This is a genomic window from Alkaliflexus imshenetskii DSM 15055 (genome assembly GCF_000517065.1).
In the GTDB taxonomy this organism is placed as follows: Bacteria; Bacteroidota; Bacteroidia; order Bacteroidales; family Marinilabiliaceae; genus Alkaliflexus; species Alkaliflexus imshenetskii.
On the sequence record NZ_KI912105.1, the window covers coordinates 2,610,282 to 2,635,011 of the forward strand.

Annotated in this window: 20 protein-coding genes; 15 read left to right on the top strand and 5 right to left on the bottom strand. The window is 41.0% G+C overall.

Annotation, left to right across the window (positions count from 1 at the left end; all coding sequences use genetic code 11):
* The first annotated feature begins 216 nt into the window (after nt 1–216).
* From ALKIM_RS0111005 to ALKIM_RS0111065, 12 genes are all read left to right on the top strand, one after another.
* Nucleotides 217–1,389: an alpha/beta hydrolase gene (locus tag ALKIM_RS0111005; RefSeq protein ID WP_026474700.1), complete on the top strand. Its 1,173-nt coding sequence runs from the start codon at nt 217–219 to the stop codon at nt 1,387–1,389.
* Nucleotides 1,390–1,852: 463 nt separating this feature from the next.
* Complete coding sequence (locus tag ALKIM_RS0111010; protein WP_026474701.1) at nt 1,853–3,268, top strand: anthranilate synthase component I family protein; 1,416 nt, start codon at nt 1,853–1,855, stop codon at nt 3,266–3,268.
* A 28-nt stretch (nt 3,269–3,296) separates the two neighbouring features.
* Nucleotides 3,297–3,866, top strand: a complete 570-nt coding sequence (locus ALKIM_RS0111015; RefSeq protein ID WP_026474702.1) for an anthranilate synthase component II — start codon at nt 3,297–3,299, stop codon at nt 3,864–3,866.
* A gap of 36 nt (nt 3,867–3,902) precedes the next feature.
* Nucleotides 3,903–4,901: an anthranilate phosphoribosyltransferase gene (gene trpD, locus ALKIM_RS0111020; protein ID WP_026474703.1), complete on the top strand. Its 999-nt coding sequence runs from the start codon at nt 3,903–3,905 to the stop codon at nt 4,899–4,901.
* A gap of 643 nt (nt 4,902–5,544) precedes the next feature.
* A complete protein-coding gene (locus tag ALKIM_RS0111030) occupies nt 5,545–7,098 on the top strand; it encodes a hypothetical protein (RefSeq protein ID WP_026474704.1) in 1,554 nt (517 codons plus the stop codon).
* 365 nt (nt 7,099–7,463) lie between these two features.
* Nucleotides 7,464–8,051, top strand: a complete 588-nt coding sequence (locus ALKIM_RS0111035; protein ID WP_026474705.1) for a hypothetical protein — start codon at nt 7,464–7,466, stop codon at nt 8,049–8,051.
* Nucleotides 8,052–8,659: 608 nt separating this feature from the next.
* Nucleotides 8,660–9,460, top strand: coding sequence for an indole-3-glycerol phosphate synthase TrpC (gene trpC, locus ALKIM_RS0111040; protein WP_026474706.1), 801 nt, complete (start codon nt 8,660–8,662; stop codon nt 9,458–9,460).
* Nucleotides 9,461–9,478: 18 nt separating this feature from the next.
* Nucleotides 9,479–10,111: a phosphoribosylanthranilate isomerase gene (locus tag ALKIM_RS0111045; RefSeq protein ID WP_026474707.1), complete on the top strand. Its 633-nt coding sequence runs from the start codon at nt 9,479–9,481 to the stop codon at nt 10,109–10,111.
* 4 nt (nt 10,112–10,115) lie between these two features.
* Nucleotides 10,116–10,706, top strand: a complete 591-nt coding sequence (locus tag ALKIM_RS18300; protein ID WP_026474708.1) for a hypothetical protein — start codon at nt 10,116–10,118, stop codon at nt 10,704–10,706.
* Between the two features lie 80 nt (nt 10,707–10,786).
* Nucleotides 10,787–11,965 carry a tryptophan synthase subunit beta gene (gene trpB, locus ALKIM_RS0111055; protein ID WP_026474709.1) on the top strand — a complete coding sequence of 393 codons (1,179 nt, stop codon included), beginning with the start codon at nt 10,787–10,789 and terminating at the stop codon, nt 11,963–11,965.
* A gap of 28 nt (nt 11,966–11,993) precedes the next feature.
* Complete coding sequence (gene trpA, locus ALKIM_RS0111060; RefSeq protein WP_026474710.1) at nt 11,994–12,770, top strand: tryptophan synthase subunit alpha; 777 nt, start codon at nt 11,994–11,996, stop codon at nt 12,768–12,770.
* A 108-nt stretch (nt 12,771–12,878) separates the two neighbouring features.
* On the top strand, nt 12,879–13,811 hold the full coding sequence (locus ALKIM_RS0111065) for an NYN domain-containing protein (protein WP_044117900.1): 933 nt from the start codon (nt 12,879–12,881) through the stop codon (nt 13,809–13,811).
* Between the two features lie 84 nt (nt 13,812–13,895).
* On the opposite strand, the gene ALKIM_RS0111070 is transcribed toward ALKIM_RS0111065, so the two are convergent.
* Nucleotides 13,896–16,052, bottom strand: coding sequence for an elongation factor G (locus tag ALKIM_RS0111070; protein ID WP_026474712.1), 2,157 nt, complete (start codon nt 16,050–16,052; stop codon nt 13,896–13,898).
* A 546-nt stretch (nt 16,053–16,598) separates the two neighbouring features.
* Between ALKIM_RS0111070 and ALKIM_RS0111075 the strand changes: the two genes are divergently transcribed.
* The 3 genes from ALKIM_RS0111075 (at nt 16,599) to ALKIM_RS18305 (ending at nt 19,562) form a co-directional block, all read left to right on the top strand.
* Nucleotides 16,599–16,949: a DUF190 domain-containing protein gene (locus ALKIM_RS0111075; RefSeq protein WP_026474713.1), complete on the top strand. Its 351-nt coding sequence runs from the start codon at nt 16,599–16,601 to the stop codon at nt 16,947–16,949.
* Between the two features lie 150 nt (nt 16,950–17,099).
* On the top strand, nt 17,100–18,344 hold the full coding sequence (locus ALKIM_RS0111080; protein ID WP_026474714.1) for an ABC transporter permease: 1,245 nt from the start codon (nt 17,100–17,102) through the stop codon (nt 18,342–18,344).
* A gap of 537 nt (nt 18,345–18,881) precedes the next feature.
* Nucleotides 18,882–19,562: an NUDIX hydrolase gene (locus ALKIM_RS18305; protein ID WP_084555868.1), complete on the top strand. Its 681-nt coding sequence runs from the start codon at nt 18,882–18,884 to the stop codon at nt 19,560–19,562.
* Here ALKIM_RS18305 and ALKIM_RS0111090 read toward each other — a convergent pair.
* The 4 genes from ALKIM_RS0111090 to ALKIM_RS19330 all read right to left on the bottom strand — a co-directional run bounded on the left by ALKIM_RS0111090 (nt 19,513) and on the right by ALKIM_RS19330 (nt 24,685).
* Complete coding sequence (locus tag ALKIM_RS0111090; RefSeq protein ID WP_026474715.1) at nt 19,513–20,943, bottom strand: MltF family protein; 1,431 nt, start codon at nt 20,941–20,943, stop codon at nt 19,513–19,515. The genes ALKIM_RS18305 and ALKIM_RS0111090 overlap by 50 nt on opposite strands.
* A 451-nt stretch (nt 20,944–21,394) precedes the next feature.
* Nucleotides 21,395–23,425, bottom strand: a complete 2,031-nt coding sequence (locus ALKIM_RS0111100) for a putative porin (RefSeq protein WP_026474716.1) — start codon at nt 23,423–23,425, stop codon at nt 21,395–21,397.
* Nucleotides 23,426–23,647: 222 nt separating this feature from the next.
* Entirely contained in the window at nt 23,648–24,082 is a 435-nt protein-coding gene (locus ALKIM_RS0111105; protein ID WP_026474717.1) for a hypothetical protein, read from the bottom strand.
* A 3-nt stretch (nt 24,083–24,085) separates the two neighbouring features.
* Nucleotides 24,086–24,685: a peroxiredoxin family protein gene (locus ALKIM_RS19330; RefSeq protein WP_052345524.1), complete on the bottom strand. Its 600-nt coding sequence runs from the start codon at nt 24,683–24,685 to the stop codon at nt 24,086–24,088.
* Nucleotides 24,686–24,730: the final 45 nt, after the last annotated feature.

Here is a 24,730-nt window from a genome sequence, read left to right on the forward strand (position 1 = left end):
TTTTTTTTTGGAACTGCTTGATGATGTTCTATTTTCCATTAATTGTATTTTAAATATACGCCGGATTGATGATTTGCCTTGTGTGATGCAGGTGTTTTAACTTTTGAATTTAATTGTTTTTCGGATGGATGTTTTTTGTAACTTGTGATTTAGTTTCCTTACCACATTTTTAGCTGTGTTGCCAGTTGAATTCAAATCTCAAATAAATAATATTGTATGAAAAAAGTTCTTTTGTTAGTGTTTGTAGTTCAGTTTTTTATGGGCTTTTCACTCCTTTCGCAACAGGCGTTATGGGGAGGGTCAGAAATTGTTTCTCCGGAGATAAATGCTGATAAATCAGTCACCTTTCGGTTGTTTGCTCCTGACGCTCAAGCGGTAAAATTAACCGGTGATTGGTTGCCTTCCGAAGGGTGGGTGCCGGGCACCGTAGCACTGGAAAAAGGGGATAATGGCGTTTGGCAGCATACCACCCTACCGCTTGCATCCAACTTGTATGGATACTCATTTTTTGTGGATGGTCTGAGACTCAATGACCCTTCTAATGTATATCTTATTCGTGATGTGGCTACCTTAACCAATGTGTTTATAGTGGGTGGCGGTCAAGGTGACTTATATAAGGTGCAGTCTGTTCCTCATGGCAGTGTTACACGGAGATGGTATAACTCGCCCGGTAATAATATGAACAGGAGGATAACCATCTACACGCCACCAGGCTATGAGGCAGGAAAGGAAAAATACCCTGTGTTGTACTTATTACACGGCATGGGCGGTGATGAAGAGGCATGGATGGCTTTGGGGCGTACCTCTCAAATTCTTGACAATTTGATTGCCAGTGGTAAGGCCAAGCCGATGATTGTTGTGATGACCAATGGCAATGTGGCTCAGGAGGCTGCACCGGGAGAGTCTGCTCTTGGATTTGTGAAGCCCACCATGCAGTTGCCAAACACCATGGATGGCAAAATGGAAGAAACATTTATTGATGTTATCCGATTTGTTGAAAGTAACTACCGAGTGGTAAATAAAAAGTCGCACAGAGCCATTTCCGGACTGTCGATGGGTGGGTTTCACTCTTTACACATATCCAGACATTACCCCAATATGTTTGATTACATTGGCCTCTTTTCAGCTGCTATCTTTCCTCCAGAGGGTGCAACTTCTGAAGTTTATAGCAACTGGGAAAGCTCACTCATCAAGCAAAAGAACAATGGATATAAGTTGTATTGGATTGCAATGGGCAAAACAGATTTTCTTTTTGAGCAAAATGTAAAATACCGTGAGATGCTTGATGCCATTCAAATGCCTTATGTATATCGCGAAAGCGAAGGCGGACATACTTGGGATAACTGGCGTTTGTATCTTTCAGAGTTTGTACCTATGTTGTTTAAGTAAATCGATTTGGGCGTGAATGGTACTTTTTGCAATCACTTGTGAAATAGTACCAGTGATAGGCAAAAAAAACAGTTAAGTCATGAGTTCTGTCAGGAATGAGGAAGCTTGGGATTGTGACAATTGTCATAATTTTTTCAGACTAAGAAATCGTGCTGATAATCATGGGTTAGTGATGTTTTTTTGATTTAAATTGTAGTATGACGTTGAAAAAATATAAGAATAATGATTTGGAATTTAAAAAATCATTACATAAACTTGCATAACAATTAGAGACAGAAATCATGAAAACAACATTTCGCAATAACAATTGGTGGTGGCGTACTTCAACCCTTTTTACCGGGAGGTGAAGCGATGCCCTATTGACCATTTGCGAAATACAAATGAAATACCAATAAAGGCTTGTCGGACTCCCGGCAAGCCTTTATTGCTTTTTAATAAATCCAAAATCCTTAAAAAATAAAATATGAATGCCTTTCAATTAAAAGTTAATTGCAGTCGGATTCCCCCTCATATTGGCGATGTGGTTACGCCCGTAAGCATTTATCTGACACTGCGCGATCTTTACCCCAACGCAGTACTGCTCGAAAGTTCAGATTATCACGGAAACAACAATTCGCTCTCTTTTATCTGTTTTGACCCCATTGCCGATTTTATCGTTAACAATGAAAAAGTACTCTGCCGATATCCCGACGGGCAAGAGGAGGTGACACAACTGCCTGCTCAAGAGTCGCTGACTGATATTTTGCAAGGATTTGTAAACAGGTTAAAAACCGATGGTGCTGCATGCCCTGTGCCTGCATCAGGACTTTATGGCTACACCACTTATGATGCAGTGCGCTATTTTGAGGATGTGAAACTGGATGTAGATCCTAATGCGCCAAATGCAATTCCTGATATGCGCTACCATCTTTATCGATGCGTAATTGCTTTTAATCATTTTACGAACCAGCTCTATCTGGTGGAACATCTGATGGATGGAGAAGCCTCGCAGTTCGCCTCTCTTCTAAATATTCTCAAGAATAGGACAGTACCTTCTTTCCGGTTTCTACCTGATGGCGATGAGCGCTCACCACTTACCGATGATGCATACCGTCAGATGGTAAATAATGGGAAGGAGCACTGTTTTAGGGGTGATGTGTTTCAAATAGTGTTGTCGCGTCAATTTACGCAACGTTTTACCGGTGATGAGTTTAATGTGTATCGTGCTTTGCGCAACATCAATCCATCACCGTACCTTTTCTTTTTCGACTATGGGAATTATCGTCTCTTTGGCTCTTCGCCCGAAAGCCAGTTAGTAGTAGAGAAAGGTGTTGCAACCATCAACCCCATTGCTGGAACGTTCAAACGTACCGGAGATGACATGAAAGATCTGGAACTAGCCGAAGCTCTTGCCAAAGACCCTAAAGAAAATGCCGAACACGTGATGCTCGTTGATTTGGCGCGCAACGATTTGGGGCGTAACTGCACGGGGGTGACTGTGAAAACTTATAAGGAAATTCAGTATTACAGTCATGTGTTACACATGGTTTCTGAAGTAAATGGCAAGCTTAAGCCAAACTCTTCGGTGCCCAGAGTAATGGGTGATACGTTCCCGGCAGGCACCTTATCAGGAGCTCCAAAGTTTCGCGCCATGGAGCTGATAAACAAGTATGAGCCACATCAGCGTAGTTTCTATGGCGGCTGTATCGGAAAACTTGGCCTCGATGGTAGTTTTAATCAAGCCATTACCATACGCTCCTTTTTAAGTAAGGACAACACCCTTTTTTATCAGGCTGGCGCCGGTGTTGTATCAGAAAGCAGCGATGTGAGTGAGCTCAATGAAGTGAATAATAAATTGGGGGCATTAAAAAAAGCCATTGAGCTGGCCCGGGAGTTTTAACATTATAATTGTGCTTAATACCATTGATATGAAAATATTAGTTCTCGATAATTACGATTCTTTTACCTATAATCTGGTACATTACCTTGAAGAGCTGGCTGGTCATGAGGTTGATGTTTTTAGAAATGATCAGATTACTGTTGAGCAAGCTGCCGCTTACGACAAGATTGTTCTTTCGCCGGGTCCTGGCATTCCTGATGAAGCAGGAATCCTGAAACCACTCATTCATCATCTGGGGCCTACACACAGTATTCTGGGAGTATGTTTGGGCTGTCAGGCCATTGCCGAAGTGTTTGGCGGTTCAATATTAAATCTGTCCAAGGTTTACCATGGTGTGGCCACACCTGTGAAGGTAATCGACAACAGTGAGTTGCTTTTTAAATCTCTGCCTACTGAGTTTCTGGCCGGACGTTACCACTCATGGGTGGTGAACGATGCCGATTTGCCCGATACACTTCAGGTGACAGTACGCGACAGTCAGGGACAGATAATGGGTTTGCGGCATAAGGAGTATGATGTGCGCGGGGTGCAATTTCATCCGGAATCCATACTTACAGAATTTGGGAAAGAGATGATTAGTAACTGGCTTAATAGTTAATCTGATATCATTTGCACCTCTAAAATGTTTAGAATCATGTTACAACCTATATTAAAGAAGTTATTTGATTACCAAACCCTGAGCCATGATGAGGCTCGCGAAATACTTGTAAACATTGCGGGTGAGGTTTACTCCAAGTCGGAAGTAGTGGCTTTTCTATCTGTTTTTATGATGCGCCCTGTTACTGTTGAGGAGCTTTCCGGTTTTCGCGATGCGCTGCTTGATCTTTGCCGGTCTGTGGATTTGTCGGGCTACGACTGTATCGATCTTTGTGGCACCGGAGGCGATGGAAAGAACACTTTTAATATCAGTACGCTAACCTCTTTTGTGGTGGCAGGTGCAGGTGTTAAAGTAGCCAAACACGGCAACTATGGAGTTAGTTCGGGCTGTGGTTCCAGCAACATGATGGAGTATTTGGGCTATCGGTTTACCACCGACAATGACCTTCTGCGCCGGCAGTTGGATGAGGCAGGCATCTGTTTTCTCCATGCTCCCCTTTTTCATCCAGCCATGAAGGCGGTGGCCCCTATTCGCCGTGAACTGGGAATCAAAACTTTTTTTAATATGTTGGGGCCAATGGTTAATCCTTCCAACCCCGGAAGTCAGTTGGTCGGCGTTTTTGATTTGGAGTTGGCCCGTTTGTATCAGTATATCTATCAGCAGGGTAACAAAAGGTTTGCTATCATTCACAGCATCGATGGTTATGATGAAATTTCGCTTACAGCACCATTTAAGGTCATAACCCAAAAAGGGGAGCGGCTGATGACGCCGGCTGATTTGAACCTCAGAGTGAATGCGCCCCACGAGATCGAGGGTGGGCATGTGGTAGAGGAAGCGGCTAAAATTTTCACTTCGGTGATTGAGGGCCGAGGTACCGATGCGCAAAACAACGCGGTTATTGCAAATGCGGCCATGGCCATTCATTGTTTTAATCCTGATTATGCGTTAGATAGTTGCCTGGAGATGGCAAGAGACTCGTTGATGGCAGGTAGTGCCGAAAAAGCACTAAAAAGGTTGTTGAGTATTTCCATTTAAAATGATTTTTTCAGAAAAGGGCAAATCAGGATGATTAGTTATTTGTCTTTTATTTTTTTTTTTTTTCTTTGCACAATGAAAAGGATATTCTAGGACGTCAATGGAGTTTAGAGTTTTCTTTTTAGCCTTAATTAATTTATAGTATGCGCCTTAACCCTCGCTTTCGCAGACATAATAATGTCTCTCAATTCCTTGCTTTGCACTACTTCATTGTGCAGGCTTACTTCACCTATTTTTGCTTCAACGACTCCTGATCAAAACATTTTTCACTTCATGATACAGGAGATAATCAATCTTTATTGGAAGTTATGAGGAGGGGTTTAGCTTCCCCCTTAATTCGGGTATTGCCCTTCACAAAAAAAATCTTTCAATAAACATCTAAATCCTACATCTTCAGTAAGTATATAAGATGTTAACCTTTTTGAAAGTGTTTGGATGATTTTAATTAAAAATGGTTTAAATTAATCTGTAATACCTATATCTCTGGTAATGTAAGTAGTTTCTATACAGTGATTTTAAAATGGCGGAAGCACAGTACGCCTTTTTATGCGGGGCAAAAAAAGAACGTCCGACCCCGAAACCGAGACCGGACGCCAAGTAATAATTATTAACGGGGTTGCAGCCCCACTAATTTTACAAAGTTATGAAGAAATTTAATTTATTGATTTTATTGGGAGTATTTATTTTTGTTGGGTGTAGTGATAATGAGCTGGATAATAATTTTAATCATGAGAATCCTGATTTTGAAGAGGTAGTTGATACAGAAAAACATTTGGTGGAATTTGCCAAAGTATTATCGAAAGCAGTGCACGAAAGAAAAGATGTACGTGAGTTTTTGAAAAATGAAGCTCTTAAGCAGTTTGATTGTAACTACAATGTGTTGTATTATTTGGTGAGTGATGAATTAATCGGGGATGAGTCTTTTAGAGACATTTTAATATCTTATTCTTCGGAAGAAGTTATTGATCAAGTTGAGAGAAATGTGCCGTTATTGAATATTTTAATTCCTGAGCTTCATTTTTTTGAAGTCTTCCCGGAAGAGTTAGATATTGAAGATGACGAAACACCTGTGGCGGTAATAAGAGAATTGGTTAATACTCTTTATTTTAATGGAGATGCAGAAATTGATTTAAAAAAGGATATAATTCCTGATTTTCATGTTTTTGTTGTTAATCAAAATAAACACGTGAAAATTCCTAAACAAGACCTTAAAAGTGGAGGAGTAAAAAGCATTGAATTTAAATCTCCAAACTTTGATGGTCGAAACGTAAGTAATGGTAATCCTATTTTGAAATCTTCAACTAACCGAGTTGATGTTTTAGGATCCAGAGCCATTGACTCGTGGAATCATTTTTATGCAAATGATGGAAGTATAAGACAAAAGGCTTTTCAAAGAGATTTTATCTATTATGGTCTTACGCCGAACAATAGGACTGGTAATTTTGATCACTCAATTAGTGAATACATTTGCTATTTTGAAGTACCTCCATCCACATATCAGCGTTTTGTAGATTCGACAGATCCTGATCATAGAAATGGTGATGGATGGAGAACGGAAACAAGTCCTGAGACTGATTTAGACGTTATATATGATAAAATCTGGGGTCAAAATTATTTCGTTTTCAGGTTTGATGTAATTAAGTCAAACGAATCTAATAAACTTCCTCTTTATGCGAGTATTAAGCCTAAGGACTTATGGGATTTTGAATACAGAACATGGAAAGCACGAAATGCAAGCTGGCGAAAAAGAGCCCATTATGCCCATGCAGTAGATGTCGAATCAATGAAGGCTAAAAAAATTTACTTGAAAGATCTTGATAAGGAGGGTAATATGGGTCCATGGAATTTAGCTAATGAAGGTTCTATTCGCACAATACATTTATATGAGGAAGATGTAGATGTGAAGGTTTCACTTACTTATGAATACACAACTGTTAGATCACATAATGGCACTGTTTCAGGTAATAGGAAGACAGACATAGGGGTATCAAAAACTGAAATTTCAGCAGCTTTTAATCATACAAATTCTCGTACTGAGAAGACTTCTGTAACTCGATCGTGGAATGAGGGTGATGACTATTTGGGGAGGTTTGATTTTTACTTTTATACACCTGTTATCAATTCGAAAAGCGCAAATAATTACGAAATCTATACAGTGAGTTATGATGGAATTAAAATTGGTATTACAGTAAAATAACGTTTGATTATTTTCTTTAAAAGCAGCTAATATAATAATTTATTGGCTGCTTTTTAGAGAAGATGAAACATCCATGTCAGGGAAATTGACCCACAGGCGGATGATTATTTAGCGTGTTCCATGTGGCCATTGAAAAACAAATTATAAATACATGAAACGAGTATGAGAAAATCGCTCACACACAGAAGAATGACTCGAACAGCGAGTTCCATGTGGCAATTAAAAAGAAATAATGGACACATGAAAACTATTGCATTGTTGTTGAAAAAAACAGAATCTAGTATGTTAACTAAATAGATTATTGGTTTCCTTTTTAACAAACAGATATTCTTTTTGATATAATCAGTTTTTTTTTAAAAAAAAAGATGAAAAAAATTTTGCTATTGATTTCCTGTGCAATCGTTTTGTTCGGTTGCAAAAAAGAAAAAGAAGAAAACAGTCAGATTCCCTTTCTGCGTGAAAAGTTCCAAGGGAAGTACAGAATACTTTCCTCTTATTCAAGTATTCCTGTTGACTTAAACAATGATGGAGTTGAATCTACAAATCTACTTACTGAGAATTCATTGATCTTGTTCGACGCCAAACTGATATGTAGAATACCTACCGGATATGATTCAGATAAAGTTTTCCTCCTTGATGAGATTTGGCCTACAGAGACTGATAGGAGACCTGAGATTACTGAAGTTATACCGATATATGGTGTTCCCACTGAAACAGGTGCATATAATCCATATATTACTCTAATTAATGCGACTTTTACCGATGATTTCAAAAGCGCCAGCGCAACTATATTTTTTCCCGGCATGTATGGAAAGACTTTAATTGATATTTATTTTGAATTTTTAGAGGACGAAATCATTAAAACTACTGCGACCCGAAAATTATATACAAGAACAGGCTGGGTTACTGTAGAGATAGAATCTGTATATAGAAGATACACAGAAGTCTTATAAGGAAAAGCGCATTAGAAGAAAGTCTGTTTGTTGCTCACATCGTTTTGGTCACGGATTAACTGTTGGTGTTGTTTTACAAATGTAGCAATATTACGGTCTATTGTCATTTTTCATGGTTTTATCAAACGCTGAAAATGAAATGGATTTTAATTGCTATCCATAAGGCTTATAAAAGAATTAGCCTTGTGGCCTCTGGGAGAAATTCCCAATCAGGATACCGGTATTATGCTTTATTTTGGGGTAAAACTACCCCTCTGGTCAAAAAAATAATTTCAATATCTTGTATTTTTAAATATCATTCCCTAAACTTGCAATGTAATAATGACAAAAATCATGATACGGGGTTTTCGTAATAATAATTGGTGGTGGCTTAGCTCATTTTCTATATCGGGAGGTGAAACTATGCCATTATGACCATTTGCGAAACAAATGATATAATCAGAAAAGGCTTGTCGGACTCCCGTCAAGCCTTTTTGTTTTTTTTGTGTATTTGTTTTGTTTTTCAAGCGGTTGAGGTGTGAAGGATAAAAAGGAATATGTCTCAAGTAACAATGATGTAGAGTATGATTTTCTGAATTAATTTGTTATTCAATAAATATGTTAATCTGATGAATATCCTGGATAAAATTGTTGCCCGTAAGCGAGAAGAGGTTCGTGAAGCCAAACAGAAGGTTTCATTAAGTGAGTTGGAGCAGTCGGTTTATTTTTCGCAGATAGTACCATCATTTAAGCGGCAGATTCTTGCCGAAGGTTCTACCGGTATCATAGCCGAGTTTAAGCGGCGTTCGCCCTCAAAAGGTGATATAAACGGAAATGCACGCGTGGAAGATGTTCTTCCGGGTTATGAAAAGGCCGGCGTGGCTTGTGCCTCAGTTTTAACCGATCGTGATTTTTTTGGTGGGTGCGATGCCGATTTAATTCAAGCCATAGAGTTGGTTAAGTTACCCATCATACGTAAAGAGTTCATCATCGACCCTTACCAGGTTTATGAGGCCAAATCTTTTGGTGCAAGCGCCATTTTGCTGATAGGTGCAATTCTCAATGCTTCACAAACGGCCGATTTGGCTGCTCTTGCCAATGCTTTGGGTCTGGAGGTGTTGTTTGAGATTCACGACGAGGTGGAGCTTAATCAGTTAAATGATCACATTCAGCTAGTGGGTATCAACAATCGCAACCTGAAAACTTTCAAGGTCGATTTGGAACAATCCATGCGTTTGGCTGGGATGTTGCCCCCAGAGATGGTTCCTGTGGCCGAAAGTGGAATCGCATCAGCTGATGACTATTTTATGCTAAAGAATGCAGGGTTTAAAGGTTTTTTAATGGGTGAATACTTTATGAAACAGCCCAATCCCGCCGAAGCATGTGCGGCTTTTTGTAACCTGGTTCGCAATGAAGCAGCAACAGCATAACCCATAAATATTCACAGGATGCTGATAAAGGTATGTGGAATGCGCCAGATGGCAAATATTGGTGAATTGTGCAAGCTCAAACCGGATTACATTGGTTTTATTTTTTATCCAAAATCGCCAAGGTATGTGGGAGAAATCCTGACGCCGGAATCAACCCGGCTGATACCCTCGGAGATAAAGAAAACAGGTGTTTTTGTAAACGAGTCGCTAAAGATTATTTTAAGTGAAGCCAAAAAATATAGCCTGGATGCCATTCAATTGCATGGAGTAGAAGGTCCGGATCTTTGCGGGCAATTGAAATCAGAGGGATATGAGATTCTTAAGGCCATCAATCCTGAATCAATTGACGTCCCGCAGAGGTTGTCAGCCTATGAAACGGTTTGCGATTTCTTTCTGTTCGATACACCATCGGTGAGTCATGGTGGAACAGGTCGCAAATTCAACTGGGATCTGCTGAACCAGTATGCAGGAAACCTGCCATTTTTCTTAAGCGGAGGCATTGGCCCGGATGATGCTGGTGAAGTGCTGAAACTTGAGAATAAGTATTTGGCAGGGATAGATATCAATAGCCGTTTTGAATCAGCCCCCGCATTGAAAAACATTGATGCCATAAAACTGTTTATTGATGGATTTATAAATTTAAAACAGTAGAAATATGAGACGTACCATTTTATTCGTATTCGTGATTGGCTTAATCGTGTCGGCTTGTAAAACTTCAGGAAGCGATAGTGCCAAAAACAATGCTCAGGATGTTCAATCTAACGGATTTGATCTAACCAAAATTCCAATAAGCACTGCTCAAATTGGAATTATCCCTTATTTTCAACTACCCGATGGCTATACTTTCTCAACCAGATACACCAATGATTACGATTATCTGAGATTCTGGACAGGCTCCGAATTTCTCTTGCCCGAAGGAAAAGTTTTTCAGTCCCGAATAACGCCTGTTTCAGGAAAATCTTTTTCATCACTTGAATTCATGAAAGGCTTTGAAGCTACTCTTAAAGAGGCAGGGGCAGTGCAAATATTTGAAGGCAAAGTGCCCAGAGAGGAAATTGGTAAGTTTGAAGAGATCAATGGAACGCAAAACCGAATCAACAACTTGGATGCTTATGGGTTTCAAGGTTATGCCAAAAGCTGGATTTATGTGGTTCGTCAGCCAAATAAGTATGTCTGGTTTCAGATTAATGAATCTGATGACAATGCCAGTATAAATCTTGGAATTGTGGAGTCTGAAATGCCTTAAGATAGTGTCACCCTGCCCCGGTTTTCGCTCTTTAGAGATTAATGATTGTCAAACTAAAATTATAATATCACCAATAAACCATGCATCAACCCAACGAAGAAGGATTTTACGGTAGGTTTGGAGGAGCATTCATTCCCGAAATGCTTATTCCCAACATCGAGGAGCTGGAAAGCAAGTATCTTAACATTATCTCATCAGAATCGTTCCAAAAGGAATACCACCGTTTGCTCAACGATTATGCCGGACGACCGTCGCCTCTATTCAAAGCCGAGAGGTTGTCGTCGAAGTACGGCGCAAACATCTGGCTTAAACGTGAAGATTTGAACCATACCGGCTCTCATAAACTGAACAACACCATCGGTCAGATTCTGCTTGCCAAAGAGATGGGGCGGCAACGTATCATTGCTGAAACCGGAGCAGGTCAGCATGGAGTAGCCACTGCCACCGTTTGTGCGCTCATGGGGTTGCAGTGCGTGGTTTATATGGGCGAAACCGACATGGAGCGTCAGGCTCCCAATGTGGCACGGATGCGTATGTTGGGCGCTGAGGTACGTCCGGCCTTGTCGGGCAACCGAACATTGAAAGATGCCACCAATGAAGCTCTGCGTGACTGGATTGCCAATCCTACAGATACCTTTTACCTTATTGGCTCTGTGGTGGGGCCGCATCCGTATCCCGATATGGTTGCCCGATTGCAGTCTGTCATCAGTTCCGAAATTAAGCAGCAACTAAAAGAGAAGATTGGAACGGAATTACCCGATTATGTTGTAGCTTGCGTGGGGGGTGGCTCAAATGCAGCCGGCAGTTTTTATCATTTTTTGGATAACCCTTCGGTAAAACTCATTGGTACCGAGGCGGCCGGACTGGGCGTGGATTCAGGTGAAACAGCGGCATCCATTGCTTGTGGAGACTTGGGGATTATTCATGGAAGCATGACTTATCTTATGCAGAGTGAGGATGGCCAAATTACTGAGCCCTATTCCATATCTGCAGGCTTGGATTATCCTGGAATTGGGCCATTGCATGCCTGGCTTAAAGATTGTGGCCGTGCAGACTACTTACCGGTGACAGATGACCAGGCTCTTGATGCTGTGATGGAGCTTACACGGCTCGAAGGAATTATTCCCGCACTGGAGTCGGCTCACGCTTTGGCTGCATTGGTCATGTTGCCTTTGAAATCTTCAGATAACGTGGTGGTTACTGTGTCGGGACGAGGCGATAAGGACATGAAAACTTATATGGAGCGTTTTAGCTTGTAGTGCGTTATTTTAAAAACAGATATTGATTATGAATCGACTTAATAAGTTGTTTGAAACCCGAAAGAATCTTTTATCGATATATTTTACTGCCGGATTTCCTAATCTTAACGATACTTTAGTAATTTTACAAGCGCTTCAGGATAGTGGTGTCGATTTTATGGAAATTGGCATGCCATTTTCTGATCCACTGGCCGATGGTCCTGTGATTCAGGCCAGCAGTACTGCCGCGCTCAATAATGGAATGAGCCTGAACTTGCTTTTTGAACAACTCCAGACGGTGCGTCAAACCATATCCATGCCACTGGTTTTAATGGGATACCTTAACCCGGTTTTGAAATTTGGCGTTGAGAAATTCATCCAAAAATGTTCCGAAATTGGCGTAGATGGTGTTATTCTTCCCGATTTGCCTTTTGAACTTTTTAACAGAGAGTATCGTTCTATGTTCGAAAGTAAAGGAATCAGCAACATTTTCCTTATTACCCCCCAAACACCTGAATGCCGCTTAAGGATGCTCGATGAGGCTTCAACGGGCTTTCTCTATATGGTGTCATCCGCTGCTGTAACAGGAGCTAAATCCGGAATAAGTCAGTCGCAGATAGACTATTTTGAAAGAGTAAATGCCTTAAACCTTAACTCACCCCGAATGGTAGGTTTCGGAATTAGTGACAACGAGAGCTTTAAGCAGGTTTGTAAATATGCAAACGGCGCAATCATCGGAAGCGCTTTCATACGTATGATCGAAAAAAGTTCTGACATTCCTGGTGATACCGCCCGTTTTATTAATGCCATTAGGGGTGGCAAGTAGAGCATCTTAGTTGTTTTGAATTTATTATGCATGCGCCTTTTCCTAACTCCATTTTTTAGTTAATGACACAATTATTTTACAACTATATTCATAAGAAAAATAAAGTTAATGACGAAAATTATTGGTGCCGATGCAAAAAGAAACCTTACCCGAATTGGTGTTTTTTATGATGGCAACTATTTTTATCACGTAAGCAATTATTATAACTACGTTCACGATAAACAGAGCAGAATTAGCATTGCCGGACTACACAACTTTATCAGACAAAAAGTATCTGATCTGGAAGGCGACTCAAAGGATATTCATCGTTGTCAGATTGTTGATGCCCACTATTTTAGAGGGCGCCTAAATGCTATGGAGGCCAGCCAAAAAGGCAATCAACTCTATTATGAGCGGGTGTTTGACGACATCCTCATGTCTGAAGGTGTTACCACTCATTATTTTCCGGTAAAATCGGTAAATGGACAAAGACAGGAGCGCGAGGTGGATCTTTGGCTGGCGCTTGAGGCTTTTGAGCTGGCCCTTTACAAGCAGTTTGATATTTTGGTATTGTTAGCATCTGATGGCAATTATGTGCCTTTGGCCCGCAAGCTGAACACACTCGGAACGCGCGTCATGCTTCTTTCTTGGGATTTTGAGTTCAGAGATGACTACGGGAATCAACGTGTGACCCGAACCTCTCAGGACTTACTTGATGTGGTAACGTACCCTGTTCCAATGCATGAGCTGATAAATGGCAGGAGCGAGCGAGATAGGCTTTTGGTAAGTTCATTGTTTGTGCCTAAAGACAACAACTCCTATTCGCGAAAACCCGCACCTGAGGTTGATTTCGGAAATGAGGATGTTCATGTAAGTTCTATTCTTTCGGTCAAGTCGGGGTATGGGTTTATTAAGTACCCACCCACCAATCTTTTCTTCCATTTTCAAAGTGTCAATGGATGTGATTTTTATGATTTGGAACCGGGTGACAAGGTGCAGTTTCGCGTGGCTCGTAACGAGAAGGGCGACGATGTGGCCATTGATGTGGAGCTGGTAGAGTAGTTCAATTTTATTGTTGACTAAATAGAATAGCAAGAGGCTGCCCTGTTAAATGGAGCAGCCTCTTGATATTAAAAACAGATTGCGTTAATCTTCTTTCTGCTCTGCTTCGTACGTAGCAAGCAATTGTTCCTGTACTTCTGGTGGCACTTTATCGTAACGGGAAAAGGACATGGTATAGAACGCTCTTCCCCCTGTAATCGAGCTCAGTGATGTGGAGTATTTATTCATCTCCTTAAGAGGCACTTTTGCCTTTATTACCTCAAAGCCTTTTTCGCTGCTCATCCCTTCAATCAGCGCTCTTCGGCCTTGTAAATCACTCATTACATCACCCATCCTGTCGCCTGGTACGCGTATTTCAACTTCATATACCGGCTCAAGAATTTTTGGTCCTGCATCTTTAAATGCGGCTCTAAATGCATTGCGCCCGGCGAGTTTAAACGATATTTCATTGGAGTCAACAGGGTGCATCTTACCATCGTAAATGCATACGCGTATGTCGCGTGCATAGCTTCCGGTTAGGGGGCCTTCTTCCATTTTTTCCATAATGCCTTTTAGGATGGCCGGCATGAACCGGTTGTCTATTGAACCTCCTACTATACAGTTGTGGAACACGAGTTTTCCACCCCAGGGCAGTTTTATCTCTTCTGTATCGCGCACGCTCATCTTAAATTCTTGTCCGTTAAACTTGTAAACGGTTGGATTTGGCATGCCTTCACTGTATGGCTCAATAATCATGTGTACTTCGCCAAACTGGCCGGCACCACCCGATTGTTTTTTGTGTCGGTAATCCGCACGGGCCTGCTTCGTGATGGTTTCGCGATAGGGGATTTTGGGTGCGAGAAACTCAATCTGTAGCTTGTCGTTGTTTTCGATGCGCCATTTCATGGTGTTGAGGTGAAACTCACCCTGGCCGTGCATAATAATTTGCTTCAACTCCTTCGAGTATTCGATTACCACAGTGGGGTCTTCCTCGTGAATGCGGTTGAGTATTTCTCCCAATTTCTCTTCATCACCCTCGTTGGCTGATTTAACAGCTACCCGGTATTTTGGATCCGGATATTTAATTGGGGCAAACACATATTCACACCCTTTAATGTTAAGTGTATGGTTTGTTTTGGTTTCTTTGAGTTTTACAGTGGCGCCTATGTCGCCGGCAAGTAGCTCAGATACTTTATGTCGGTTGTTTCCTGCAACACAATAGAGTTGCGAAACGCGTTCTTTCGATTCACGGTTCATGTTTATCAGGTCCATCCCCTCAACGATTTTTCCCGACATCACTTTAAAATAGCTTACTTCTCCAAGGTGAGGTTCAATGCTTGTTTTAAAGACGAAAATAGAAGCCGGACCAGATGCGTCAGGATTCACTTCTATGTTGTCATTGGTAATGGGTTTGGGCATTTCTGATACAAACGGGACAATGTTGCCAAGGAATTCCATTAGACGACGCACGCCCATATCCTTTAAAGCCGATACGCAAAAGATGGGGAAGAGGTCACGGGCAATGAGACCTTTTTTTATGCCACGGCGCATCTCATCTTCATCCAATGTGCCTTGCTCAAAGAAAAGCTCCATCAGGTTTTCGTCGTTCTCTGCAGCAGCTTCAACCAGTGCATTGTGTAGTTCATCTGCTTTCTCTTTTTCGCTGTCTGGTATTTCTAAGACTTCCGGGGCTCCGCCTGTAGGCGCCCACTTGTACATTTTCATCTTCAACACGTCAATTACGGCGTTGAAGTCCGGCCCGATATTAACGGGATATTGAACAACGATGGCTTTTCTGCCAAAGGATTCATGTATGGATTCTATAGATGTTTCGTAATTTGCCTTTTCATGGTCTAGCTGATTGATGAGGAAAATTACTGGTTTGTGGTACTTTTCAGTGTAGCGGAAAAGGTTTCCTGTGCCAACTTCTACGCCCTGAGTAGCATTAATGAGCATAATGGCCGTGTCCGTAACATTTAGGGAGGTAATGGCACCATTGATAAAGTCGTCAGAGCCCGGACAGTCGATGAAGTTTAGTTTCTTACCCAGCCACTCGGTAAATAGCACCGACGAAAAAACCGAGTAGCCATATTCGTGCTCTACCCGGTTATAATCCGATACAGTGTTTTTATTGCCAACATCGCCTCTCCGGCTGATGACCCCACCCTCATAAAGCATCGCTTCAGCAAGGGTGGTCTTACCCGAGCCGCTACTACCAAGCAGCGCAATGTTTTTTATTTGATCGGTTTGATATACTTTCATGGCAAAATGTTTAAAAAGGTTAATAAAAATGAGTGCTTAAAACAGGAATAATAAGGGTACGTCTTCAAAATTAATAATATTTGGTTAAGATACAACTAAAGATGTATTAAAGTTGATTGGGTTTTTTTGTGATATTTTGTGTTTCATATTCCGTTGCTGATATTTTGTAATCTGATATTTGGTGTTGCGTTTTAATTCTCCTGCATTTTAATTGTCATGAATAATAATTTGCAATAATAAATTGACTTGAATTTATAATTGCTTATTCTTAACTTGAATTATAATTGATGCGACCCTGATTTTCAGCCAAATTCATAAGTGTAAATTTTAAACCAGCCAGAGTTTATTTTATTGAGATTGGCATCATACCTAGTATGATGGGGAGTCTTATTTTCAGACTTTGCTACACTGCTATGCTGAATGTGCATCATTGTCGTTTTCAATAATCTGTTAGATGGTGGCATTTATATGCGTTATTGCTGACAAATTTTGGTCACTCTGTTTGAAAATGCCGCAGTTGTGTTACAAACCCTTAAAAGGATGATTATGAATCTGAATGGTAATGTTGTTAAGTTGAAGATCATCATCGGAGAAGACGATCAGGTATATCAACGCCCCCTATATGAAGCGATTGTGTTTGCTGCAAAAAAGTATAAACTCTCGGGAGCTACAGTTGTCAAGGGTATTATGAACTATGGTGCCGGAAGCCTGAATCAAAGCATAAAGGTATTTGCGCTATCTCACGATTTGCCTGTTGTGATTGAAATGATAGATCACCGGGAGAGACTAACGGATTTTGCAGCAATCGTGAGCCGCCTCATGGATAAGGCCGGAGCCGGCGGTATCATCACAATGGAGGAGGTTGAGGTATTGTATTACATTCAAGGCGAATCCTAATCACCCTAGCTTGCTGGTATCGTAATAAACCGTTTTAACCCAGCCGCTGTTTAGGTAACAAGCTGCTCAAAACCGATTGACCCGCAAAGAAGTTTAGGGTCTTTAAAAACCATCGGTACTTTTTTTTACCTTTGTGGAAAAGCAACCGACTTGAAACCAGAATTTTTTATAGCACAAAAAATACGCTCAGGAGGTGTGTCCGGGAAGAAGTTTGCCGGGCCTGTACTGAAAGTGGCTGTGGGCGGAATCGTTCTCGGGATGGTGGTAATGATTCTATCTATTGCCATAGGAAGCGGATTTAAAAAAGAGATTCGTGAAAAAATCGTAGGGTTTGGCAGTCATATTCATGTGGTTAACTATGACTTTAACCTCAGTTATGAAGCTAACCCAATCCGAAATGACGAAAATCTGGTTGCTGCCATCAATGCGCTTGAAGGCGTGCGGGCCGTGCAGCGCTTTGCCACTAAGCCAGGCTTGTTGAAAACCGATAGTGAGATGCAAGGCGTTATCTTAAAAGGGATAGGCCCCGACTATGATATCTCTTTTCTCCAATCGATACTTGTTGAGGGTGAACTACCGGCAACTTCATCCGAAAGCCCATCTGTCGACATTCTTATTTCGTCCGCTTTGTCAGGCATGTTGCATCTTAATGTAGGTGACCCTGTTTTTATGTATTTTTTTCAGGAGCAAATAAGGGTACGCAGGTTTAATGTAACTGGCATCTACGATAGTAATCTTCCCGATTTGGATAAGATGTACGTGGTTGCCGATATACGCCAAATTCAACGACTCAACGGTTGGGACGAAGATCAGATGGCCGGTTACGAGATTCTCATACATGATTTTGACCGCATCGATGAAGTAGGGATGGATGTTTATGACATAGCGGCCACCTACATTTCTGCTGAGGGCACTTTGCTGCGAACTCAAACCATTAAACAGACCCAACCGCAAATTTTCGGCTGGCTCGATTTACTCGATATGAACATTGCTGTTATCATCGTACTCATTGTGCTGGTGGCAGGGTTCAATATGATTTCCGGTTTGTTAATTCTGATTCTGGAACGTACCAATATGATTGGGATTCTGAAAGCTTTGGGCATGGACAATTGGCCACTTCGTAAGATTTTCTTGTATCTGGCTACCCACATTGCTCTGCGTGGGCTTATATGGGGCAATGTAATTGGATTGGGAATCTGTATTTTGCAGCAGCAGTTTGGGATTGTTAAACTTGATCCCGCTAACTATTTTCTTGATACGGTGCCGGTTTCACTTAATCTCGTGCACTTGTTAATTCTAAATGCTGGCGCTTTGGTGGCGGTATTTCTAATGATGATAGGTCCTTCTTATTTGGCTGCACGTATTTCTCCCGTGCGTGCCATTCTTTTTGATTAACTATACCGTAAACGGACAGCACGTGTACGCTTGCGTACAATTTTAAGTCTTAAATTCAAACAGTTTTCTTCCGGCCTAGGCTTTTATTCTGATTTATCTCATTCTTATTTTGGGTTGAGTTTTGGATTGCTGCTTTAACGACCTGATAATCAGTAGCTGGGGTTCTGTGCAGACAGAAAAGCCCTTTGCTATGTTATTTATGACATTAAGTTTGGCATAGTTTTTATAATACTATAAGCAGGTTTAGATTAGTAATGGGACAAAGTAAAAACCACCGCTTCAAACGTGAAGGGTGGTTTTTTCATTTCATACAACCAATGGTTTAGTATTGCATTTGGGATAAATGCGCCATGGTCCGGAACACTTCAGCTGACGCCACGTCGGTTATAATTCAACAGGTAGAAAGTTTTCTTTGCATTATCAGCAAGATAGTTACGTGTGAAATGGAATAATTCGCGGGGTTTCATTATTTTTATAGCATAATACAGGCTACCTGAGACCGTTACCAAAACCAACTGTTATGAAAGGAGGGGAGAGATGATATCGTTGATAAAGTCCTTGATTAAAGCATTGGAACCACCGTTGCCGGGTGATGCCGCGCACGCGTTTATGGCGCCTTCGGTTCGTTTTACCGGCACCGAGCCACCGGATCCGTTAAAGGCCCGGCAGAGCAGTGTCCTAATTCTTTTATATCCATCGGGAGAAAATTTTAGCGTCCCCTTCATCCAGCGTACCGATTATCCGGGTGTTCATGGAGGGCAAATTAGTTTGCCCGGTGGAAAATGTGAACCCGGAGATCAATCTTTTTGGGATACTGCTCTTCGCGAAACCCGCGAGGAACTTGGTGTGGATACGGATGATGTCGCTTTCCTGGGACAGCTTTCGCCTCTCTTCATTCCCAATAGCAACTTTGTGGTTTATCCTCAGGTGGGTTATCTTAATCAGGTGCCTGATTTTATTCCAAACTCTACCGAAGTGGCGGAGGTATTTCAGGTGCCGTTGGCAACTTTTTTTGATTCCGCGAATATCCATCGCTTCACCCGTCAGGTAAACGGATATTCCATTGAAGCACCCTATTACGCTGTGGATGGCCGCCAAATATGGGGCGCCACTGCTATGATTCTTAGTGAATTGGTGGTGGCGTTGCGCTTAAAAGCGCCTGATTTGATTAGCGCATTACATTTTTGTAATGATCATACCTTTCAAGAATCTCCCTGACATAGTAAAAGGGTTCTTCTCCTCTGCAATAACCGAAACGAACCACGGGATCGTTATAGTACTTTGGATTGGATTTGTTGAGTATGTAATAGTCCACATTGTCGGTCCAAACAGTTGGATTTTTGCCGTTTTTTTCGGCCAGTCGCATGGCATCCAGTACATGTCCCAATCCCACGTTGTAGGAGGCAAGCACAAACTTAAGTCGCTCCTCCTGATCTTCAATACGTGATATGAGACGTTCATCGAGCCATTGCAGAAATTCCATGCCGCCACGTATATTGTCGCGAGGGGAGGTGATGTTTTGAACCCCGAAACGGTCGGCTGTTTCAGGCATCAACTGCATAAGGCCAAGTGCTCCGGCCCAACTCTCTGCATCCGGTATAAAGCGTGATTCCTGATAAATTATTGATGCAATCAATCGCCAGTCCCAGTTAAATTTCTCACTTTCCTGTCGAATGAGCTCATCGTATATTGAAACGCGCCCTCCCTTAATGGAGTGAAAACCAGCATCAACAATATGCATGGAGCGTTTGTTGAGGAAATATTTCTGATAGATGCGATGGTATTGAGCTGTTTTTTTGAATCCAACCATCCAGTTGTTAACTGCATTGAGTAGTTCAGGTGCATTCTTGTTTACTGCCCACGCATGCTTTTGCGAAAAGCTGATGGCTGTTTCCACATCAATATTCGGAAAAAAGTTGAGGTTTACTCTTGCCAGATTTTCATCGGCAACCGTGTAAGGAATTTCGCCTTCTGCCACAAGTTCAATGAGTTGCTCTACTTCGTAGTCAGGTATTTCAACAATATGAATGCTGTCGCCTATCTCGTTTGAGAGGTTGCGTAAACGCTGAACAAATGCAGAGCCTTTTTGCACATAAATGCTTTTTCCAGCCAGTTCCAACTGGTTTCTTATGAGTGGATTTAATTGAGCGCCTGATAGATTTCTGTAGTTTTCGGGAGGAAATGCCTGCTGTATTAAAACCTGACGACTATAACTATGCGGCTCTGTGAAAGTAACCAACTCTTCGGTTTCGCGGGTAACGGCCAGACTACTGGCTATGATATCTACCAGCCCCTCCTGTAAATCGCTGTAGTTTGCCTGCAAATCGTTATTAACAGTCACTTCAAGTTTCAAATTCATGAAATTTGCAAATTCCTGGAGCAGTTCAAACTGGTAACCCATTGGGCGCCCTTTGTACACAAAGTAGTTTGTCGAATTGTAGTTGGTTACCACGCGAATGCGGCCAGATTCAATAATTTGCGGTAAATCAGGGATGTTGTTTGGTATAATGGATTTGCTTTTACTTTTCTGAACGGTTTCGTTGCACGATGCAAATAGCACAATTCCCAATATTACAAGTATGCTTAAGATGTGTTTCATCGAAATTAAATCGTTATTTTTTTTACCTGAATGCCCTTTTTTTCAGTGGCAAGTAACCCATCCTGTTCAAAACGGCTTTCTATATCATTCTCGTTATGAGATGCATTCTGTATCTGATACAATTCAAAATGATGATGCATGTGTTTTATGTCATGCCTTAAGCATCGTTGTCGCAACCTATTTTTTTAATACGATCCAAACGCACCATCAGTTTCAATTATCTGTTCCTACTTATAATTCAGTTGTATTAATGGCTCAGGGAGAGTGGTTTATATGCAGTGGCTCTACCTTGCAGATGAGTATGTGGTGCAGACAATCTTTAGTTTAACCAAATTGTGACAAACTTAATTTGATTTCTACATCACTTTAACAAATCTCGAACCAATGAGTTTATGGTGTTTGATTTCTGATTATTCAGGAATCTGAAACATGCTGATAGTCAATGGTTTGCTTAGTCGTAAAAATTCCACGAAACGCCAAATCTTAAACCTCTTGGATTTGCCGGGTAGTTGATGGTGTGAAAGTAGTTGTTGTCCGGGAATCCTTCATTGACGTGATCCATCTTGATGAATATTCGGGCGCGTTTGAGTTGCATGTTTAAAAATGCATCAACAAAGGGATAGTTTCCCACTTTTCGTTCGTTTTGTGCGTGAAACTGACCGGTTGCCGGCATATAGGCCGGAGCATACCATAGCGAGGTATATCTTACATCAAATCCAAGTTGCACAAACAGTACGTCGAATAAGGTGTTTTCGTAGTAGATTGAACTGTATATAGCCCATTGGGGCAGCGGAACAATATCCTGATGGCTCGAAATCTGATACAAAACGGTGTTGCGATTATGGAAATTACCTAAGCTGAAATGTTTGAATAGTTTTAATTCAATCAGTTTCAGATAGGCATTTGTTTGAGTTGGCATGGCCTCCTGATTCCAGTATATGTAATCGTTAATAAACCTGCCTTCCACAGAAATCTCAGCCCTTCTGGTCGGTATTTTCAAACCGCCTCTTACTTTCAACGTTTTGGTCTGGTTGAATCGCTCATCCCAAATAAAGTGATTGGAGGTGTATCGTGATTCAAAAAATGAGGGTGTGGTAAGAAATAAACCTCCATTGGCAAACAGTCCAGCAGTGTCATTGGCAACTTTAAAGCTGCTGCTGATGGCTCCCGTCAGCTCACTGTCGCCTGTGCGATAACCCTGAAAATAGAAGCGCATTCCGGCATTCCATCGAAAGCGTTCTCCCAGATTCTTAAAAATCTGTCCGCCTAAATGGGTGTTGGCAAATGTAGAATCAGCGCTCATGTAAACCGGTGGGGTAGAGTGTGTGCCGGGTTGTTCAGGCAATTTTGGATATTGCAGGTTTTCAATCTCATTTGTAACAAATACGCGCAAACCAAACTTTAAAAGTTCATTCGCTTCTTCGTTAAATTTTAACTGAAAACTATTTTTTACACTTGTGTGATAAATTAAATCTCGTGTTGCTGTGGAGTCAATATAGATGCCTTTGTAGAAAAACTCATCTGCTCCGGTATCAATAGCTCTTGAAAGATTGTCTATTCGGTGATTACGCCGGTTTCGGTTAAGATGAAATGTGTGAATGGCAGTGCCCAGAGGTAATTTTACCGATTCTGTATCTCTTCGGCTCACCGTGAGGTTACCAATTCTTAAAGCTTGATTCACATATAGCTGGTGGTTATCGATTCGGTTCGATGCTGAATAAAAATTTACAGGAATACTCTCTTTCTGGTCAAAATTGTATCTGCCTGGGTTAAAGATATAATCATCGTCTTCAATTCCACCATTTTCAAGTTGATCTGTTTTATTGTAAACGTATGAGCCATGCACTTCATATTTCAAACCCGAATAGCTGGAGAAGAATCTGAAATTGCGGTTTTCTACCCGCTGGGCTTCATATTTTCCAATAGATGAAATCACTTTATAATCAAATCCTGCATTCCATCTTTTATTGATATTTTGCGTAAACAGTACGCCTATTGCCTCTTCAGAACGTCTTTTGGGGCCGCCATATTGGTAGTAGAGGTTTGTGTAAGGCGTTCGGGTATTGTAGTAACGCCAGTTTTCGGGCGTGTCAAAAAAGTAGCTTAGGTTTTTGGCGAACAGAAAGTCGTTTCTGATAGACATTTCAGAGACCATCGCCGGTTGAGAAGGGGCTCCAAGGTTTCCGAGCTGAACGTTTACAGGTGATTTTCGGAAGGCCGGACTGTGAACCTGAAAACCTGTTGATAGCGTGTCCACAGCGATTGTATCCGAAAAACTACCCAATTCCTTGAGTTGCCAGTTTTTTACATGATGTTCGATGGTGGTACTGCGCGGTCTGTTTTCTGTTTCGGTCTGTGTATTTGATAATCCACCTGCTGCCTGATCCAAAGGGCGGTTGGCCCCGGTCAGAGAGCGGGATTGTGCTGTCAGCCCCATCGGGCTCAGACAGATGATTAATATTGATATCAGGATTTTTCTCATGCTGGGCAAAGATATTGAAAAATCCACAACTCAAATACATAAAGTTGTTTCACTAATTGTTAAATGAGATTTTTTGCAGTATCTATCAGATTGGATGATACCTCTTATATACTATATGTAAGCAGGTTTTATCATCGCTAATTTTTATACGAGGAAATCAACTTCAAATTGTCATTTTCCTGTCCAAAACAATAAGAAATACCTGCTTGCAAATAGGTGATTTTAGCTGGTTTGCCATTTGTCTTTCCTGCCTTTTCCAGATTTTACCAACAAATATAAGTTTGACAGCGCAACCATTAAAAAGAGTGCCGGAATATATGGTGGTTTAATTTTAAGAGGTAAAACATCAGCAGGTACGTTTGGATGTAGGTGAACATAAATACCTGTGAGCATCATTATGCTGATTGTTAGAAAAGAGATGGTTGTCAAAAAACGATATTGTTTTATTGAAATTTTCTGTCCAAAGATTAAACAGAACAAGAGCGTTACACCAACCCCAATCTCGCCCATAATACCCATCGCGTAAGATATTTGCCCTAAATCACTATTTAGTATCTGTACTGCGTACCAGTCTTTAAATGGATTTACAAATTTAAGAATGCCAAACATAAACATAGATATGGCTAAAAACCAGGTTGTAATTTTTAAGTATTTCATATTTTAGTTCTTTAAAATTTCTGTGATTGGCAAATGGTCGCCGACGTTTGTTCCGTAATGCACTGCTTTTAATATGCCATTTTCATCAATGATAAAGTCGGCAGGTAATCTTGTTAAGGATCCATCTCGTTTGAGTTTCTGGGTAAATAACCTATTTCCTTTTCTCATTGCTTCTTTTGGTTCCTTTTTAAAAGCAGAGCCTAACATTTTCCAAAAGGACTTTTCAACTCCATATTTCTTATAGAGTGTTAATTTCGAGTCTCCAATTACTTGAAACGGTACTGGTGTCTCTGAGAGGTAATTTCTTAAAGTATTGTTTTCCGATTCATAAATAGCAATAATTTTGAATCCTTCCGAATCAATACTTTCATAGTTATCAATAAGTTCGTGAACCCTATAGTTGCACACAGGGCAACCAGCATACCTAAAAAAGGCAATCACTAATTTTTGTCCTTTATAGTTGCTTAATTTGATGGTATCACCATTTGTATCAATTGCTTCAAAATGGGGAGCTTTATCTCCAATTTTTAATTTTTGGCATATAGCAATATTCTGAAACAGTATCAGGAAAATGACGAAAGGCAAGCATCTTTTTTGTAGCATATTCTGACTGTTAAGTTCAAGACAAAATTGCAACAAATGGGGAGA

Bases quoted from the DNA above. Each gene is read 5' to 3' on its own strand.
- ALKIM_RS0111005 (WP_026474700.1), top strand. From the start codon at position 217: ATGAAAAAAGTTCTTTTGTTAGTGTTTGTAGTTCAGTTTTTTATGGGC.
- ALKIM_RS0111010 (WP_026474701.1), top strand. From the start codon at position 1,853: ATGAATGCCTTTCAATTAAAAGTTAATTGCAGTCGGATTCCCCCTCAT.
- ALKIM_RS0111015 (WP_026474702.1), top strand. From the start codon at position 3,297: ATGAAAATATTAGTTCTCGATAATTACGATTCTTTTACCTATAATCTG.
- trpD (WP_026474703.1), top strand. From the start codon at position 3,903: ATGTTACAACCTATATTAAAGAAGTTATTTGATTACCAAACCCTGAGC.
- ALKIM_RS0111030 (WP_026474704.1), top strand. From the start codon at position 5,545: ATGAAGAAATTTAATTTATTGATTTTATTGGGAGTATTTATTTTTGTT.
- ALKIM_RS0111035 (WP_026474705.1), top strand. From the start codon at position 7,464: ATGAAAAAAATTTTGCTATTGATTTCCTGTGCAATCGTTTTGTTCGGT.
- trpC (WP_026474706.1), top strand. From the start codon at position 8,660: ATGAATATCCTGGATAAAATTGTTGCCCGTAAGCGAGAAGAGGTTCGT.
- ALKIM_RS0111045 (WP_026474707.1), top strand. From the start codon at position 9,479: ATGCTGATAAAGGTATGTGGAATGCGCCAGATGGCAAATATTGGTGAA.
- ALKIM_RS18300 (WP_026474708.1), top strand. From the start codon at position 10,116: ATGAGACGTACCATTTTATTCGTATTCGTGATTGGCTTAATCGTGTCG.
- trpB (WP_026474709.1), top strand. From the start codon at position 10,787: ATGCATCAACCCAACGAAGAAGGATTTTACGGTAGGTTTGGAGGAGCA.
- trpA (WP_026474710.1), top strand. From the start codon at position 11,994: ATGAATCGACTTAATAAGTTGTTTGAAACCCGAAAGAATCTTTTATCG.
- ALKIM_RS0111065 (WP_044117900.1), top strand. From the start codon at position 12,879: ATGACGAAAATTATTGGTGCCGATGCAAAAAGAAACCTTACCCGAATT.
- ALKIM_RS0111070 (WP_026474712.1), bottom strand. From the start codon at position 16,052: ATGAAAGTATATCAAACCGATCAAATAAAAAACATTGCGCTGCTTGGT.
- ALKIM_RS0111075 (WP_026474713.1), top strand. From the start codon at position 16,599: ATGAATCTGAATGGTAATGTTGTTAAGTTGAAGATCATCATCGGAGAA.
- ALKIM_RS18305 (WP_084555868.1), top strand. From the start codon at position 18,882: ATGATATCGTTGATAAAGTCCTTGATTAAAGCATTGGAACCACCGTTG.
- ALKIM_RS0111090 (WP_026474715.1), bottom strand. From the start codon at position 20,943: ATGAAACACATCTTAAGCATACTTGTAATATTGGGAATTGTGCTATTT.
- ALKIM_RS0111100 (WP_026474716.1), bottom strand. From the start codon at position 23,425: ATGAGAAAAATCCTGATATCAATATTAATCATCTGTCTGAGCCCGATG.
- ALKIM_RS0111105 (WP_026474717.1), bottom strand. From the start codon at position 24,082: ATGAAATACTTAAAAATTACAACCTGGTTTTTAGCCATATCTATGTTT.
- ALKIM_RS19330 (WP_052345524.1), bottom strand. From the start codon at position 24,685: ATGCTACAAAAAAGATGCTTGCCTTTCGTCATTTTCCTGATACTGTTT.